The sequence below is a fragment of the [Pseudopropionibacterium] massiliense genome (assembly GCF_900607225.1).
Taxonomy (GTDB): domain Bacteria; phylum Actinomycetota; class Actinomycetes; order Propionibacteriales; family Propionibacteriaceae; genus Arachnia; species Arachnia massiliensis.
This window is the reverse complement of the sequence record NZ_LR027842.1, coordinates 687,670-706,356: the sequence shown is the minus strand read 5'-3', so window position 1 is coordinate 706,356 and position 18,687 is coordinate 687,670. Positions and strand designations below refer to the sequence as shown.

General features: G+C 65.5%; 3 protein-coding genes. All 3 read left to right on the top strand.

Features of this window, described 5'->3' with window-relative positions:
• Positions 1 to 644 precede the first annotated feature (644 nt).
• From E0E39_RS02880 to E0E39_RS02870, 3 genes are read left to right on the top strand one after another with little or no spacing between them, the layout of a single operon-like run.
• On the top strand, positions 645 to 16,571 hold the full coding sequence (locus E0E39_RS02880; RefSeq protein WP_130873396.1) for a non-ribosomal peptide synthetase/type I polyketide synthase: 15,927 nt from the start codon (positions 645 to 647) through the stop codon (positions 16,569 to 16,571).
• Entirely contained in the window at positions 16,568 to 18,424 is a 1,857-nt protein-coding gene (locus E0E39_RS02875; protein ID WP_165444613.1) for a polyketide synthase, read from the top strand. Before E0E39_RS02880 ends, E0E39_RS02875 begins: the two co-directional genes overlap by 4 nt.
• Positions 18,421 to 18,660, top strand: a complete 240-nt coding sequence (locus E0E39_RS02870) for an acyl carrier protein (protein WP_130873394.1) — start codon at positions 18,421 to 18,423, stop codon at positions 18,658 to 18,660. The genes E0E39_RS02875 and E0E39_RS02870 overlap by 4 nt, the downstream gene beginning before the upstream one ends.
• Positions 18,661 to 18,687: the final 27 nt, after the last annotated feature.

Sequence of the window (18,687 nt, the reverse complement as noted above, 5' to 3'; positions counted from 1 at the left end):
TCTTCCCCTGTCGAGCGGAACCGGGCGAAACGTCTGACCATCCGCGTCAGGTAACCGCCCAGGACACGATCACTCCCCCGGGGAGCCACCCCTACCACCCTGCTTCACGCCCTGTTCCACCACGACCTCGCGCACCATCAACCACCGGCTCGTCCCCGAGATGCCCCACCCGCCCGCCGCATGCGCTCCTCACCATCACACATGAGGCCGTCAACTTTCGGGGTATTTGCTTTGACGCCGCTCGGACAGCTCCGTAATCTCATGGTCAAGAAATACAAATTCAAATGAACCCGGAAGACAACCCGACACACCTCGAGCGAGTCATGCGCAAACCCGAGTGACACCCACTCTCCTGCCGGATCAACTCCTCGACAGGAAAAGAAAAAATTTGCCGTTCAGAAGTCGATCGGACAGGAACACTCCCCTCTCGACCGTATATCTGGCGACGGAAGCCTTCACACGCTCGAGAAGTTGTCAGGCAACGCCTCATCCGTAATTGCCGCACCTGAAAATCGATCACAATACAAATTGTTTGATGGTTTCCTCGGTCTGGTCACAGCGCCATACCTCATCCTTCGATCAAACACACACCCAGCGATTTAGTCATTGAATGTCGCAGACGCCGTTTTAGGAGCCTTTCTCCCATGACCGAACCCACCCTTCCCATGTCCCCTGCCCAGCAAGGCATGTATTTCGACAGCCAGCTTCGGCAGTCCGCCGACTACCACATCGCGATTGAGCTGCGCACGGAGCATCTTTCCCGTTCACGTCTGACCCAGGCGGTCAGCGCAGTCATGGCGGAGCAACCGGCATTGCGCGCGTCAGTGACCAGAAACGAATCCGGGCCCGTGTACATGATCGCCGAATCGGTCGAGGCACCTGTGCGTCACCACGACCTGACAGGTGCGGAGGAGAAGCTGGACAAGATCTTCCACACGGCCCGGAACACACCTTTCCAGCTGAACACCGCCCCCCTGTTCCGAGTGGTGGCAGCTCGTCTGTCCGACGGAGACCGTCTGCTGGTCGTGTGCCACCACCTCATCGCCGACGGACGGTCGGTGAGCATCCTCACCGACCGCATCATCGACATGGCCCGGGGAACCCGGGAGATCACCGCATCACACACCGACCAAGGGCTGTTCACCTATCAGAACGGTCAGCTCAGCCACCCATCGCCCGAGGCACTGGCCCGGCGCGAGAGTTTCTGGTCCGAGAACCTACCCCGCCACCGGGTCCCGCAACTCGATCACTGGTTGCTTGCCTCCCCACACGAGGATGCGGCCCGGGAGTTCCGCCTGACCGTGCCCCACGACACCGCCGAAGCCGTCCGCGAAACCGCGCAGGAGGCCGAGGTTTCCGAGTTCACCGTGTATCTGGCGGCCTTCGGGACACTGCTCGCACACTACGCCGGTGAGGACCAGGTCTCCTTCGCAAGTCCCTTCATGGATCGCCCTCACCTGGAGATGGAGAACAGCATTGGTTGTTTCATCCGAACACTCCCGGTACTGGTTGATGTCTCACCCGGTCTGAGGGTCCGCGACCTGCTGAAGCGTACGCGTTCCGAGGTGATGGGCCTGTGGCGAAACCTCGACTTCCCGGTCGCCCGCAAACTGTCGGGGCTGTCGAGCGCAGGCCTGTTCGACATCACCTTCATCCACGACGCCTACCCCGAGCTACCCGAGGGCGTCCTCGCGGCCACACATCCCGGCGAGGTTCACTTCCCCGGCCGGCTCACCGTGACCATCGAACAGCTCGGCAGCAACACCGACATCGTGATCTGGTACAAGGAATCCGCGCTCACCACCGAGCGTGCGACACGGTTCGCCGAACGCTTCCTGGCCCTGGTCCGGCAGATCCCCACACACCTCGACGCGCCCGTGACGGAGCTGCAGCCCATGTCCGCGTCCGAACGCAGCGACCTGCTGGCCGCCTCACGCGAAACCCACTACTTCGACTGGGACCCGACCGATCTGGGGACCCTCTTCCTCGACCGCACGAGTGCCGATCCGGCACGCGAGACGTGGCTCGACGAGACCCGTGGGTACACGAATGCCTGGGCCCATGACGCGGCCGTACTGGTACAGCGTCACGTCCTCGATGCCATCGGCTCGGACAAGCGTCCTGTCGCCGTGCTTCTGCCGCGCGGGGCAACCCTGCTCGCGGCCGTACTGGGAACGGTGTTGTCTGGACATCCGTACGTTCCCCTGTCCGAGCACATGCCTGCCGCTCGCATCCTGGACATGCTGAGCGACGCCGATGCGGCAGCCGTCATCACCTTCTCGGACCTGGACCTGGAGCTTCCGGACCATGTGACGCGACTCGACCTGGACACCTGTGACGACATCGTCGCACTGACCGGCGATCACCGCGACACCATCGCCGAAATCCCGGCCCCCGTCGACAGGGCACCCGAGGACCTGCTCTACATCGAGTACACATCCGGTTCCACCGGCCGCCCCAAGGGCGTGGCGATCACACATGCGAACGTTCAGAACACGGCGCTGGACCTGGAACGACGATTCCCCCTGGGACGCGACGACGTGTTCCTGCTCAAGACCTCGTTCACCTTCGACATCTTCGGAACCGAGCTCTATGGCTGGCTCGTCGGTGACGGGCGTCTGGCCATTCTCCCCGTCGGCCAGGAGGGTGACCCCCAGGCCTTGGCAAGGGCTGTCCGCACCTACGGCGTGACCCACCTGAATTCGTCCCCCACCATGCTGCGCGTCCTGCTCGCGACCATCGAGAGCACCGGTCGGCGTCACGATCTCGATGGCCTGACCCATCTGTTCTCTGGCGGAGAAGCACTGACCCCGGACATCATCGAACGTTTCCACGCCCTGGGACTCCCGTGCACCCTGGAAAACGTCTACGGCCCCACCGAGGCCACGATGTGGGCCACCCACACGCGTATCCACCCCGAGGACTCGGTGGCGAACGTTCCCATCGGCACCCCCCTGAACGATTATCGGATCTACGTCCTGAATCGCCGGGGCGAGCCGTGCGGCACCGACCTGCCCGGTGAGGTCTGCATCGCAGGGGCGGGTGTCGGTGTGGGTTACCTGAACCGCGAGGAACTCACTGCCCGGCAATTCGTGGACAATCCCTTCTTCGACGCTGACATCGATCCCGAGCACATGCGACGCATGTACCGCACCGGCGATCTGGGTTTCCTGCGTCCCGACGGTCGTTTCGCGTTCTCGCGCCGCATCGACCGCCAGGTCAAGGTCGGGGGTCTCCGCGTGGAGCTCGGCGAGATCGAGCAGGCCCTGCATCGCATCGACGGGGTCGTCGAGGCCGCGGTCCTGGTCGATGATTCGGCGGCGGAACCGCGACTCGCAGGCTTCTACGCGTCCGAATCCCCAATCCCGGCGGACCGGATTCGCGCTTCCCTGGGCAAGGTGCTGATCTCCCAGTTCATCCCATCGGTGCTCATGCAGGTCGATGCCCTGCCGACATCCGCCGCCGGGAAGCTGGATCGCGCCGCCCTGCGCACACTGCTCGATCAGCAGAATGACCACACAGATGCTTCCGTCACCACCACGGTTGCCGCCCGGCTCGCGGACCTGTGGCAGGACGTGCTCGGACGCCCCGTCACCGACCACCACCGCACGTTCTTCGAGGCCGGAGGCACGTCACTGAGCCTGATGCGGTTGCAACTACGACTCCAGGAAACCTTCGGGACCCAGATCGGCATCACCGACCTGCTCAGCCACCCCACCATCGCGACCCAGACCGAGCTGCTGAAGCCCCGGGGAGATTCTCCCGAAGAATCCACCGAGACCACCCAGCCCCTCGGCGACGACATCGCCATCATCGGGATCGGTGTGCAGGTGCAGAAGGCCGAGGACGTGCACGATTTCTGGAATCTTCTGGTCGCCGGTGAGGAAACCATCACCTTCCATGACGACGACGAACTGCGTCGCCTCGGAGTGTCCGAGAACCAGCTGCGCGATCCCACCTACGTCAAGGCCTCCGGCCGCGTCGAGGGAATCGACGAGTTCGACGACCGTCTGTTCCAGATCGCGCCGGCGGAGGTGGACGTCACGTCCCCCCAACTGCGTCTGCTGTACAAGTGTTTCTGGTTGGCCTGCGAGGACGCCGGTTACGATCCCCGAAAACTGCCGGGCCGAGTGGGGGTCTTCGCGGCGGGCAGCGACGATTTCGAATGGTATCGACGCACCCTCATGAATCCCACATCGTTCGGGGATGCATATCAGAACTTCACCCTGGCCACCAACCATTTCCTCAGCACCCGGTTGTCCTACCACTTCGACCTCACCGGCCCCTCGCTGTCCGCCCTGTCCGGCTGCTCCTCGTCGCTGCTGACGGTTCACCTGGCGGTTCAGGCGCTGCGGTCCGGGGAGTGCGAACTGGCCGTGGCCGGTGGCGTCACCGTGGAACTGCCCAACGGAGGTGGCTACCAGTGGAGTGACGGGATGATGCTGTCGCGCGACGGCCACTGCCGACCGTTCGACGCCGACGCAAGCGGCACGGTGTTCTCCAACGGCGCCGCCCTTCTGGTGCTCAAACCGTTGACGAGCGCTCGACGCGACGGCGACCCCGTCTACGCCGTCATCAAGGGGTCTGCGAGCGGCAATGACGGCCGGCGCAAACAGTCCTACACCGCCCCCAGCGAGGACGGGCAGTACGAAACCATCTCCGCCGCCTACCGCACTGCGGGCATCGATCCCGCCACGGTGAGTTTCGTCGAGGCCCACGGGACCGGGACGCTGCTGGGTGACCCCATCGAGGTGGCCTCGTTGGCACGGGCCTTCTCGACAGCACCGCCGGGGAGCTGCCTGCTCGGCTCGGTCAAGGGCAACATCGGGCACACGGACTCCGCCGCAGGTGCTGTCGGGCTGAGCAAGGTGGCGCTCAGCCTCAAGCACCGGTTGTTCCCGGGCACCCTCAACTTCTCCCGCCCCAACCCTCACATCGACTTCGGGGCCACACCCTTCGAGGTGTCGTCGACGAACCGTTCCCTGGATGGCGACCAGATCCGTGCAGGCATCAATTCCTTCGGAGTAGGAGGCACGAACGTGCACATGATTCTCGACGAGGCACCCGTCCTCCCGGAGACGGACGACCAGCCACACGCGTTGCTCCAGTTCTCCGGGGCCAGCCGGGAGGCCATGATCCGTACGGCCGAACGCATCGTGGACCACGTGGCAGCTGACGATTCGGTGAAACTTGCCGACGCCGCCGTCACCCTTCGTTCGCGCGCCGAACTGCCCTACCGCGGCACCTTGGTGGTCTCCCCTGATGAGCCCCGCGACACCGATGCGTGGATCGAACGTCTGCGTCACGGTGAACTGCCCGCCGGAGCGTCACGGCCCCGGCTCGCCCTTCTCCTCTCCGGTCAGGGCAACCAGTACCACCGGATGGGCCACGGTCTCTACACCAGTGACAGCTCCATCGGGGAGATGTTCCGTGGCTGGATGGACGATCTGATCGACATGCTGCCCCGGGACGATGCCCGCGACTTCCGCGACGTGCTCTATGCGGGCTCCGATGACGGCCGTATCCATCGCACCGAATGGTCGCAGTTCGCTCTGTTCAGTACCCAGTTCGCGCTGGCGAAGGTCCTCGAATCCTTCGGGATCGTCCCCGATGTTCTCCTCGGGCACAGCGTCGGCGAACTGACCGCAGCCGCCCTGGCCGGGGTGTGGAGCCCGGAGGACGCGGCCCTCCTGGTACGCGAACGCGGCCTTCTCATGCAGTCCCAACCTCCCGGGATCATGATTGCCACGCTTGCCCCTGCGGCACGTGTCGCCGAGGTGATCGCCGGAACACCGGACGTCTGGGTCTGTCTCGACAACTCGCCCGAACGTTCCGTTGTCGGCATGGCGCCACACGCCGTTGACCCCGTGCTGGCGAAGCTGGACGCCGCGGACATCATCGGCACCCGGCTGCACACGTCCCAGGCCTTCCACACCCCGATGATGGATGCTGCGGCCACCGCTTTCACCGCTGCGGTGGCGAAGGTGACCTCACGGGACCCCCGGCTCCCGATCATCTCGAACCGTTCCGGACAGCTCGTGCGTCCCGGTGACATGACCGATCCCGGCTACTGGGGCGACCACATCACGGGTACGGTGCGCTTCACCGACGGCCTCACCACGCTGCTGGCCGACGGGCCGCTGCTGGGGATCGAAACCGGCCCGGGCAACAGCCTGGCCACCTTCGTCACCCACGTCGGTGGCGCCGATCAGCAGGTGGTGGGTCTGCTGCGTCATGCTGCCACCGACGTGGCCGACGAGGCCCATCTGCTGGCTGCGCTGGGCGACCTGTGGATCGCGGGTCTGCCCCTGGACTGGTCCGAGCACGACACCGGCCGTCGCAGGTCGCTGCCCGGATACAGCTTTGACGCCCATCCACACCCCGTTCCCGGTGGTTCCGTCACCGCCACGCCCGTCGCCGCGCCGGTCCGGGAAACACCGAAGCCCGTCCACGCCACCCGACTCGACGCGTTCCGGGATGCCTTCCGTCAGGTGTTGGGCCACGCCGACGTGTCGGCCGACGACAACTTCTTCACCCTCGGCGGCGATTCCCTCAAGGCAACCGGTCTGACAGCCCAGCTCAAGGCCCTGCTCGGCGTGGACGCCACCGTGGCAGACGTGTTCGCTGCCCCCACCCCGGCGGCCCTCGAGGCACGTCTTCTCACGGAAACCGCCGTCACCCACATGGCCAAGGCACCCGAGGCGGCCGATCATCCCCTCAGCCCCGCACAGGAACGCATGTACCTGGCCGCCCGGCTCGACCCGGGATCCCTCACCTACAACATGGCATCGGCCACTTGGCTGAACGGCCTCCTGGATCGCGACCGGTTGCGTTCCGCGCTGGCACGGCTGGTGGAACGCCACGAGCCGCTGCGCACCACGTTCACGACACGGGACGGCGAGATCCGCCAAGGCCTGACCCGCATCGATCGGAACGATCTTCCACTGAACTTCATCCACGGCCACGCCACCCCCGAATCGGCCGGGGAGCACCTGGCCCGGTTCGTCCGCCCGTTCAACCTTGAGACGGGTCCCCTGTTCCGCATGGAGATCGTCGAGGACACGGACACGAGTCTGCTGCTGTTCGACCTTCACCACATCATCGGTGATGCCACCTCGGCAGAAATCCTCGCACGCGACTTCGGCGAGTTGTACGACATGGAACTGGCACCACTGACCCACCAGTACACCGACTACGTCCACCACGTTCGAGCCGCGGGACAGGATGAGAATCTCGCGGAGGCGGAGAACGCCCTGCTCACACAGCTGACCGATCCGCCCACCGCAGACGTGCTCCCTCCCGACCGTCCCCGGGCAGAACGTGCATCCGCTGCGGGTCGCGTCGCCTGGACGCTCAGTTCCGAACGAACCGCGGAACTGACCGAACTCGCCGAGGCCCGTCAGGCCACCCTCTCCATGGTGCTGCTGGCGGCCTGGGGCGCAGTTCTGTCCCGCTACAACGGGACCGAGGACCTGGTGATCGGCACCCCGGTCAGCGGGCGCACACTGACCGAGACCCGGGAAATGATCGGCATGTTCGTCAACATGCTTCCCATTCGTCTGAAACCGCGTTCCGACACGAGTTTCGACGACTACCTGGCAGGCACCCGCACCACCGTGCTGGATGCCCTGTCCGCCCAGGACGTGCCCTTCGACCGGATCGTGGAGAAACTCGGCCAGCCGAGAACGGCAGGACGCCACCCCCTGTTCGACGTGTCCTTCGACTACCACAACATGGAACACCACCAGCTCCGCATCGGCGGCCTGAAAGGCCAGCAGATCGAAACCGATCCCCTCGCAGTGGGTATGGACCTGGTCATCACGGCAACCGAGACCGCCGACGGCATCCAGTTCCTGCTGGACTACTCCTCCGACCTGTTCGACGCCAGCACCATCACGGGTCTGGCACACCATCTCGACGCCTTCCTGGAACACGTCTGCGCTGACTCCACCGCACCCATCGGTACCATCAGCATCTACACCGGGGCCGATCACGACGCCTGGTTGTCCCGGATCATCGGCGCCCCCTTCACAGCCATTCACGACCTGGTGGCCCGGCAGGCCGTTGAACGTCCCCGGGCCACTGCCGTGATCGACGGCACCGGCCGGTCCTACAGCTTCGCCCAGCTCGATGCCCACGCCAACGCCGTGGCCACCCGTCTTCTGGAAGCAGGGGTGAGAACCGGCGATCCCGTGGCCCTGGTCACGGTGCGCGATGCTTCCCTGCTCATCGCGCAACTCGCCATCTGCAAGGCCGGAGGGGCCTATGTTCCGCTGGACCCCACCCAGCCCGTCGATCGTCACGCCAGCATCCTCGATGACGCCCGGCCCCGCGTGGCCCTCGCCCCGGCCGGGTTCACCAGTACCGCAACAATCCCCACCGTGATCGATCTGGCCACGTGCACCCAGGCAGGAACGAAGCACTTCAATGGCCCCGAGGTATCGGCGGACAGCCCCGTCTACGTCGTCTACACCTCCGGCTCCACGGGACGCCCGAAAGGCATAGCCGTGAAACATCGCGGACTGGCGAACCTGTTCCAGGATCACCTGCGACGGAACATCTTCGCACCGGGTGACGTCATCATCAGCCTGGCCGATCCCACCTTCGACATCTTCGCCTTCGAAAGCCTGATTCCCCTGGCAGCCGGCGCCACCGTCCACCTGTGCCCCTCCGAGGACCAGAAGGACGCCTCCGCCATCGCCCGGCGGATCGCCGCCCATCGGGTGACCCACATCCAGGTTCCCGTCTCGAAGATGACGGCGTTGTGCGGCAACCGCCGGTTCCGCGACCAGCTCCCCCGCCTCCGTGTCATCGTGTGTGGCGGTGAGCACTTCTCCGAGAACCTGGCCGAGCTGCTGCACGACAACGCCGATGCACGGATCTTCAACATGTACGGCCCGACGGAGACCACCGTCACCACCACGGTGAAGGAGCTCGCTCCCGGCGACGCGGTCACGATCGGCTCGCCCATTTTCGGCTCCCACGTCCTGGTGGTGGGAGAAACCGGTATGGCGCAACCCGCCGGCGTCCCCGGCGAGCTGTGCGTCGCCGGGCAGGGGCTCGCCGCCGGCTACGTGAACCGTCCGGACGAGACGCGACATGCCTTCACCACGCTCCCGGAGCTCCCGGATCTCCCGGTGTACCGAACCGGGGACATGGGCGTTGCCCTGCCCGACGGCGAGATCGTGTTGAAGGGCCGTACCGACCACCAGGTCAAGGTCAACGGCAATCGCATCGAACTCGGCGAGATCGAACAGGCCGCCATGCGCGCCCCCGGGATCACCTACGCGATCGCGCTCGTCGAGGACGGTGACATCGTGTGCTACTTCACCACCGACGAGTCCGCCGAAGACCCCGTGATCGCGATCCGTTCCGCGATCGCCACCTCCCTCCCGCGCTACATGACCCCCCAGCACTTCCAGCAGGTATCCGACATGCCCCGTCTCCCCAACAACAAGATCGATCGTTCGGCCCTCAGCACCCTCCGCCCCGACACCCGCCCGGCGACGAAAGCGCCCACCGGAACCGATGTCCTGGACGCCATCATGAGCGCCTGGACCCAGGTGCTCGGCCGCGGCGTGACCGCGGACGACAATTTCTTCGACATCGGCGGCAGCTCCTTCAAACTGATGCTGGTCAACAACCGGCTCAACGAGATTCTCGACCGCGAGATCCCGTTGGTGCAGTTGTTCGAGTACCCCACACCGCGGACGCTCGCAGCGATTCTCGGTAACGGTGGGGCGTCGGAACGGCCACGGACGGAGCCGACCTTCTCCCTGGAGGATCTGAGCGATGTCGAGGACCAGGACACCTCCGATGCCCCGACGTTCCTCGAGGACCGCAACACATCCGCTCCGCCCGTGAGCAGGCGCATCGCCGTTGTGGGGGTCGCAGGAACCTTCCCGGGCGCACCCTCCGTGAGGGAACACTGGAACAACCGCGCGAACGGCGTGGTCAGCATCCGACGTTTCACCCGGGACGAGCTGTTGGCCTCGGGCATCGACCAGACCACCGTCGATCATCCGGACTATGTTCCCGCCCGCGGCCACATCGCGGCCGACACCTTCGATTTCGACTTCTTCTCCTATTCGCGACGCGACGCCGAGACGATGGATCCACAGCTCCGGCTACTTCACGAAACCGCCTGGCACACGCTGGAGGATGCCGGCTACGACCCCCGACGGCTCCACGGTGACGTCGCACTGTTCGCAGGCAGCGGAACCAATTTCGCCTGGCTCACCGGTTTGCTGCAACAACATTCCGGGCCGATGGCCGCCTTCGAGGCGATGACCAGCAATGAAAAGGACTTCCTGGCCACCAAGGTCGCCTACAAACTCGACCTGACGGGTCCCGCGGTCACGGTACAGACCGCCTGCTCCACATCGCTGGTGGCCATCCATGAAGCGGTCTCGTGTCTGCGTCGCGGTGAGGCCGATATGGCACTCGCCGGCGGGGTGGCACTGAACTTCCCGCGCGTCGAGGGGTACGTGTGGCACGACGGCATGATCCTCAGCCCCGACGGCACATGTCGTCCGTTCTCCGCAGACGCCTCAGGCACCGTGGCTGGTCAGGGCTGTGGCATGGTACTGCTCAAGCCGCTCGACCGGGCGCTCAGCGACGGTGATCACATCTACGCCGTCATCGCGGGTTCAGCCATCAACAATGACGGTGACGCCAAGGTCGGTTACACCGCGCCCGGCGTGCAGGGTCAGGAACGAGTGATCCGAAGCGCACTCGCCGACGCGGGGATCAGCGCGGACGAGGTGGACTTCGTGGAGACCCACGGAACCGGAACGGCCCTGGGAGATCCGATCGAGTACACGGCCCTGTCCCACGTCTACGGCCAATCCTCGCCGTGCGCACTGGGAGCGGTGAAAGCGAACATCGGCCATCTCGATGCCGCCGCAGGCGTGGCCGGCTTCCTGGGCGCTGTCGGTGTCCTCCACCAGCAGCAGATCCCGCCGCTGGCCAATTTCACTGAACTCAACCGGGCCATCGACCCCACCGGACAGCTGTACGTCCCCGTCGGCCAGGCCGTGGCGGGCACGGTGCGCAAGGCAGCGGTCAGTTCCTTCGGCATCGGAGGCACCAACGCACACATCATCCTGGAACAGGCCCCACCCACCGATGACGGGGAAACCGCGCTGACCTCCTCGGTGATCCTCGGCGTCTCCGCCCGCACGGAGGAGTCCCGGCGCCGGATGCAGTCCGATCTGGTGGACGCGATCGGCTCAGGGGCCCCCATCAGGGACGTTGCGTACACACTCGCGACCGGCCGCAGCGAATTCGATTCCCGGGCAGCGGCTCTCGTTTCTCCCGGAGCCCCACTGACGTGGATGGATGCGGGCTCCCCCGCCGTGCTCGGTGAGGCCTCGGATGACATCCACCTCGTGGTCGCGGACCACCGCGGCACAGAGACAGAGGACGCCCTCGTCGACGCCTACCAGGAACAGGTCGAGCTGTGGTTGTCGCGATTCGACGCGAAGGCCCGCGCCGCCGTCCAGGACGCGCTGACAGGACACTCCGGGGACGGGATCGTCCATCGCATCGCCCAGTTCGTGCTGCGTGCCGCGCTGCTGTCCACCCTGGGGCCTGATTGCCTGACCGCCCGCCACGGACAGGACCGGCTCCTGCGTGTGGCCCACGCCCACGCGACCGGCATGCTTGATTCCTCCCAGGCACTGTCCCGGCTTCGTTCCCGTGACATCCCGGTTCCCGCTCTGCCACCCGCCGCGGATGGCACCACGGTGACCGGCCCGATCACCGGAGATCTTCTACGCACCCTGCTGGCATCCCTCTGGGTTCGAGGTGCCGATGTCGATCGCAACTGGTTCCACACCGGGGGTCGCAGGATTTCGCTTCCGGGTTATGCCTTCGTCCCGCAGCACCTCCCATCGGATGTACGCCTCGACCACATGCCGGGAGCCACGGAACGGACAGGAGCCACCCCCGCGACAGTACTCACCCCCACCGGCCCGGCTGAGCCGCAGGACGCAGGAGATGCCTTGAAAGCTGCCTGGGCCAAGGTCATCGGCACCGTACCGGAGGAGACGGATGACTTCCTCACCAGCGGAGGCGACTCCCTGACCGCCGTACACCTGTGTTCCCTGATCAAGGAGGCCACAGGTCAGGCCCTGAGCATTCGCGACGTCTTCGCCGCCCCGACCTTCGGTGCGCTGCGGGCCCGGCTGGCCGGATCGGTCGTGAGGAGTGACACCCCGGAATTCGCCGTCGAAGCGGTGCACGGGCTGTTCCCCGCATCCGCCGCCCAACGCAGAATCTATGCGCTCTGCTCGATGCGAAACGACACGACCGCCTACAACATGGCCATCGACCACAAGATCACGGGGCACCTCGACATCGACAGGCTCCGGCGGGCCTGTGCGGCGCTGGTGAGCCGCCACGATCAGCTGCGTGCTTCCTTCCACCTGGAGGGAACCGACCTCATGATGCACATCCACACCGAGGTCGCCGATGTCGTGACACACGAACGTGTGACGGCGCAGGAGGCCAGGCGGCGGCTCGCCGCTGAGCCCAGGACGTTCGACCTGACCCGGGCGTCGCTGTTCCGCGTGGAAGTGCTGACCGTCAGCGACACCGAGCACTACCTGCGGCTCGAACTGCATCACATCGTCGGCGACCAGACTTCGTTGGCGGTGCTCGGCAAGGACCTCACCGCGGCATGGGCGGGTCGCGAGCTGGACGTTGAACCGCTGCCCTATCCCACGTACATGGCTGCCGTGGCGGAACTCGAGGCATCCGGCGCCTTCGCCAAGGACGTCGCCTTCTTCACCGACATGATCTCCGAGGCCCCGCCACGTCTCGAGCTGCCATACGACCAGTCCCCTCCGGAAGAACCCACGTTCTCCGGGGACAGGCTGACGATCAACTGCGCCGTGGGCAAGGACTCCTTGGCCAGTCTGGCCTCGGTTTCCCGGGCCACCCCCTATGCAGTGTTCCTGACCGCGGTGACCAGGGTGTTGAGTCTGTTCAGCGGCCAGTCGGAATTCCTGCTGGGGACCGCGCTGGCCGGCCGGACGCTGGCAGGCGCCGAGAACACCGTCGGGATGTTCGTCAACACCCTGCCGCTGTGCATGAAGGACACACCCGGCCAGAGCGTGCGCAACGCCGTGCGAAACGCACGCGACCACGCGGCCGAGGTCCTCTCCCACCAGAACGCCCCCTTCGAGCAGGTACTCGCGGCCAGCGGAACACACGTCGGTGAACAGGCCCAACCGCTGTTCGACGTGTTGATCAGCTTCGTCAACATGGGCACCGAGGATCTCGAACTCGACGGGCTGACGCTGGAGGCCCTGCCACCGGGAGAACTGCGCAGCCGCTACCCCCTGTCCTTCAGCATCGCGGAACACACCGACCACTACAGCATCGATCTCGAATACCAGACGGAACTGTTCCGCCGGGCCACCATCGCCACGATGGCCGGCCACCTGGACCGCCTCCTGGTCGAGATGGCCGAGGATCCCGATCGCAGCCTGGCTTCCGCACCGCTGGAGTCCGCCGAGGAGCATGCCCGGCGGCGCGAGGCGATGACGGGAAGCGGGTCGCCCGTCACCACGGCCCTGGACACGCCCCTGCGCACGTCGTTCGCCCGTCACGCGAAGCTGCCGGCCCTGCGTTGGGAAGGCGAGGAATGGACCTACGCCGAGGTGGACGAAATCACCGACGCCCTGGCCGGCGGGTTGCAGCGGGAAGGGATCGAACCGGGAACTGTGGTGGGAACCATCATCGACCGCGGTCCCTGGCAGGTCTGGTCCCGGCTCGCGCTGGCCAAGTGTGGGGCCGTCGAGCTCCCCCTCGATCCCGGGGCACCGGCAAAACGGATCAACCAGACCCTGTCGGATGCCCGGGCCCGGGCGGTGCTGTGCAGCGACCCGCGGTCCCACATACTTCCCGAGGACGTGACGGCGTATCGCCCGGACCTTCTCTCCGGTCACTTCCAGCAGCCCGGCGGCCTGATTCCCGACAGCCCACTGATCATGATCTACACCTCCGGCACCACGGGACGCCCCAAGGGTGTGCTCGTCACCCACGGCGGCGTGCTGAGCGCCTGCGCGGACACGGGATACATGCACTACGGACCGGGTGATCGCGTGCTGCACCTGACCAGCTACACCTTCGACCCATCGATGTTCGACGTCTACAGCGCGTTGCTGTCCGGGGCGACCATTGTGATGGGCGGCCACGAGCACAACATGGACATGCACCTGCTGGCCGATCTGCTGACCTCGGAGAAGGTCACCAAGGGTTTGCTCATCACTGCCGTCTTCCATCTGCTGATGGCCGAGAACCCCGAGGCCGTGGCGAACATGTCGGCCCTGTTCGTGGGTGGCGAGGCCATGCAGCCATGGGCCGCCCAGCGCGCCTACGACGTCATGGGCCCGGGCCGGTTGTTCAACCTGTACGGCCCCACGGAGTCATCGATCGTCAGCACCTTCTTCCGCATGGACGAACGTCCTGAATTCACGCGTATGCCGATCGGGTTCCCCACGAACAACCGGGAACTTTTCATCCTGCATCCTGACGGCACGGATGTGCCCCGCGGCGTCCCGGGTGAACTGTGCATCGCGGGTGCCGGCCTGGCCCTGGGCTACCACCAACGCCCGGAGCTGACCGACGAGAAGTTCCCGGAATGCCCGGCGTGTCCGGGCAAGCGCATCTACCGTACCGGGGACCGGGTGGTCCTGGATGACGAGTACAGGGTGGTCTACCTGGATCGCGTGGACCGGCAGGTCAAGCACGCGGGCTATCGGATCGAACTGTCCGAGATCGAGATCGTGGCCCAGGCCCATCCCGGAGTGGTCGAGGCCGTCATCGTCCACACCAGCACGGGCGAGAACGACAGCCGCCTGCTCGGGTTCTACACCGGTGATGCCGATCCTTCCGATCTGCGCGCACATCTGCTGGCCTCGCTGCCCTCCTACATGGTTCCCCAGCAGCTGCGTCGAGTGGCCGGGTTCCCCCTGACCGGCCACGGCAAAGTGGACCGTCACCGTCTGCTCGCCCTGTGCGACACCATCCCCGAGGCGACCGGGCAACCCGCCACGACGACAGAGCCCTCCCCGGACGTGGCAACGGAGGCTGTTTCCCAGGACATCCTGGCCATGGCCAGGGCAACCTTCGGCATGCCCGAGCTGTCCGCCACCGCCAATTTCTTCGCACTCGGTGTCCAGTCGATCCAGGCCATCGCCCTGACACGCAAACTCCGTGAGACCGGCATCGAGGCCCAGGTCAGCGACATCTACCGCTACCCCTCGGTGGCACAGCTCACCCAGGCCCTCAGGGCATCTGATTCGTCCCCCAGCCCAACGGTTCCCGTCGCCCCGGCCGAATCAACTCGCCGACTGACCCAGCAGCACCTGGACCGGCTCGCAACCGACATCGTCATGGACGCCAGTGATCTGGCCGAGGCCTTCGCCTGCGACGCCCCGAGCTACCGATTCGATGCGGGAGTCCTGAGCCACCTGCACGCCTCACGGGCGTCGACCGGCGGGTTCGTCCACACCATCGGCGACACGGACGCCGTCACGCTCCTGGAAGCACTGGCTGACATCGTGGCCGACCACGAGATGCTACGGGCCCGTTCCACCGGTGATGGTTTCGACGTGATCTCCGCTGAAACGGTGGCTGATCTGCCCGTGCTCATCCGGGTTCACGACCTCAGCCGGATTCCGGCCGACCAGGTGATCGACATCACCAGTGCCGTGGCCAGGGACCTCACGAGCGCGCCTTTCGGCTCAGGTCTGCTGTGGCGCTGCGCAATCATCCTGGAACCCGAGAACTCGGCACGCCTGATCTGGGCGTTCCACCACAGCATTTTCGACGGCTTCAGCGCACAACTGCTGCACGACGAGTTGCAACACCGTGTCCTCGGGGACGAGGTTCCCCCGGCCCAGCGGTACAGCGCTTTCCTGACCGATCTCGCCGTGGATCACGACTGGGAGGACGAGCTGCGACGCTTCGACTACTCCCGCTGGTTGGCCTCCAGCGAGTCCGTGACCAGGGCGCTCCGCACCTCCGGGCCCCTGCCGCGTCGCCTGTCAGTGCCCTTGAACGGCGAGAACCCTCTCGATCTGGGCCTGCGTTCGGTCCATTCCCAACTGGCCGAGCTCAGCAACGAATCCGAGATCGCGGTGGGAATGGTCTCCGACTGTCGCCAATGGCAGGACACGAACTACTCGTCCTGCGTCGGGGAGTTCCTGGATGCGGTCCCGGTCATGCTGAACGGCGAGAACGACCAACCTGCAATCACCGCACGACTGGCGGACGCGAAGAACCAGGGCCTGCACTACCTGCACGCGCTGTTCACCACCACGCGTCGGGACGAAGAGCTCCTGGAGCAGCTCCGCTCCACATACCGCGGCGACGACGGAAAGCTCGGTTTCATCCTGGTCAATTTCCAAGGCCGCATCGACCCCGCCGATCTTCCCTCCGAGGATGTCGCTGGCCCCACGCTGGCCACGGCCCAGGTCAACCTCTGGTACGACGACGACGCGTTGCACGTGCAGTGGATCACCGATTCCGCGCAGCTGGTGGTAGGCGGTGCGGCATGAGCAGCGCACCGGCGATCGCCATCACCGGGCTGGCACTCCGTCTCCCCGGAGCCGAGACCCAGGACGAGTTCTGGCAGCTCCTCGCCGACGGGGTGGACAAGACGGCCCCTGTGAGTCAGCACCGACGCGACCTGGCATCGAACCAGAACTGGACGGACACCGTCGGCGAGCTGGACGACATCCAACGCTTCGACGCCGAGTTCTTCGGGATCGAGGCCGAGGAAGCCAGGTTCATGGACCCGCAACAGCGAATCCTGATGGAGGTGGCCCACGACGCCGTCTGCGACGCGGGGCTCGTGGAGCCTCATCGCCCCGCGGATCGTCGTTATGCGGTCTACATGGCACTCGCGACGAATGCCTACTACCCGTTGGTGTGCCAACACCTGGCACGCAACGGCCAGGACAGCGTCCATCCGCGCACGATCATGAACAGCATCAACAGCGCCGTTGCGGCCCGGATTTCCCACCAGCACAACTTCACAGGTCCGGTCATGTCCGTGGACACGGCCTGCTCGTCATTCCTGAGCGCGTTGGTGGAAGCGCTCGAGGCCATCGCGCACTCGCAGTGTGACGGCGCGGTGGTGGGGGGAGCCAACATCCTCAGCTCTGCTTTCTCGAGCATGTTGTGCAACGCGGGTGGGATCACCGCTCCCACCGGTGTGACACGCGTGTTCGACGCGGAGGCCAACGGCACCCTGATCGGGGAGGGCGCAGTGGTGGTGGTTCTGGAACGGGAGGACATCGCCCACCGCAAGAACCGCCACGTCTACGGCCGAGTCCTGGCCCACGCCATCAACAACGATGGCGCTTCACTCAACATCATGGCGCCCAATCCACGTGGTCAGGCCCGAGTGATCCGGGACTGCTACGCCTCTGGCGTGGACCACACCCGCGTCGGCTACATCGAAGCCCATGGCACGGGAACCCGGATCGGCGACCCCATCGAGGTCAATGCGCTGGGGCAGGTCTACCGGATTGAGGATTTCACCGATCGCAAGGTGGGCATCGGCTCCGTCAAATCGAACTTCGGGCACCTGCTGGCCGCCGCTGGCGGCGTCGGCCTGGCAAAACTGCTTCTCAGCCTTCAGCACGGCCGGATGGTTCCCAACCTCAACCTGCGCACCATCAACCCGTTGCTCCAGCTGGAGGAGACCCCCTTCGAGGTGGTGACCGAGTTGCGGTCGTGGGACCGGATTGATGACCAACCGAGGGTTGGGGCAATCACGTCGCTGGGACTGGGCGGCACCAACGTGCACCTGGTGGTGGCCGAAGGAACCACCCCACGCCACGGCACCGCGCTGAAACATCCCGTGCTCTGCCTTTCCGCGACCACCCCGGCCGCCCTCGAGGAACGCACCGCCGAGGCACATCGCCTGCTCGCATCCGGGGCCGATCCCTACAACCTCGCCATGACGTTCAGCCGGTTCCGGCCAGCCCATGAATGGCGCGCCGCACTGCGCTGGGACCCGACCGATCCGCAGGACGTCCGGGTCACGACCAGCAGGCCCCGGGCCACTGTCCGGAAGCTGCTGCTACGACCCACACCGGAAACCCTGGCGCGGGAGGACTTCTTCCGTCGGGTGTTCACCGGACGGGTGATCGTCTCCTCCGCCGCCGCCCGCCGCACCGATCTCGCGGTCGTCATCGGAGAGTCCGAAGAGAAAGACCTCCTCGCTCTCGACCCTGACCTGCCGGACATGGAAATAGCTACCCAGTTGTTCCTGAACGGCTGCCTGCTCGACTGGGAAGTTTTCTTCCCCGACGGCCAAGGAACTCTTCTCACCCTCAGCCCCTACCCCTTTGCGCACACCGCGCACTGGATTCCAGCACACCAACAAGGAGAACCATCATGAACAAGGAAACCATCAAGACCGTGTTGATCAACGAGATCGCATCCGAGCTCAAGGTCGCTTCCACGGATGTCGACGAGTACGCCAGTTTCACACGGATGGGAGTGTCCTCGGTGCAGGCACTCAAGATCATCAATCATCTCCGCAAGGAACTGTCCGTCAACATCAACCCAGTTGCTCTGTTCGAGTTCAACACCGTCGACGACATCAGCACCTACTTGGCCGAAGAGTTCGCCTGAACCGCGGTGAAAAGGAAAGGACAACCC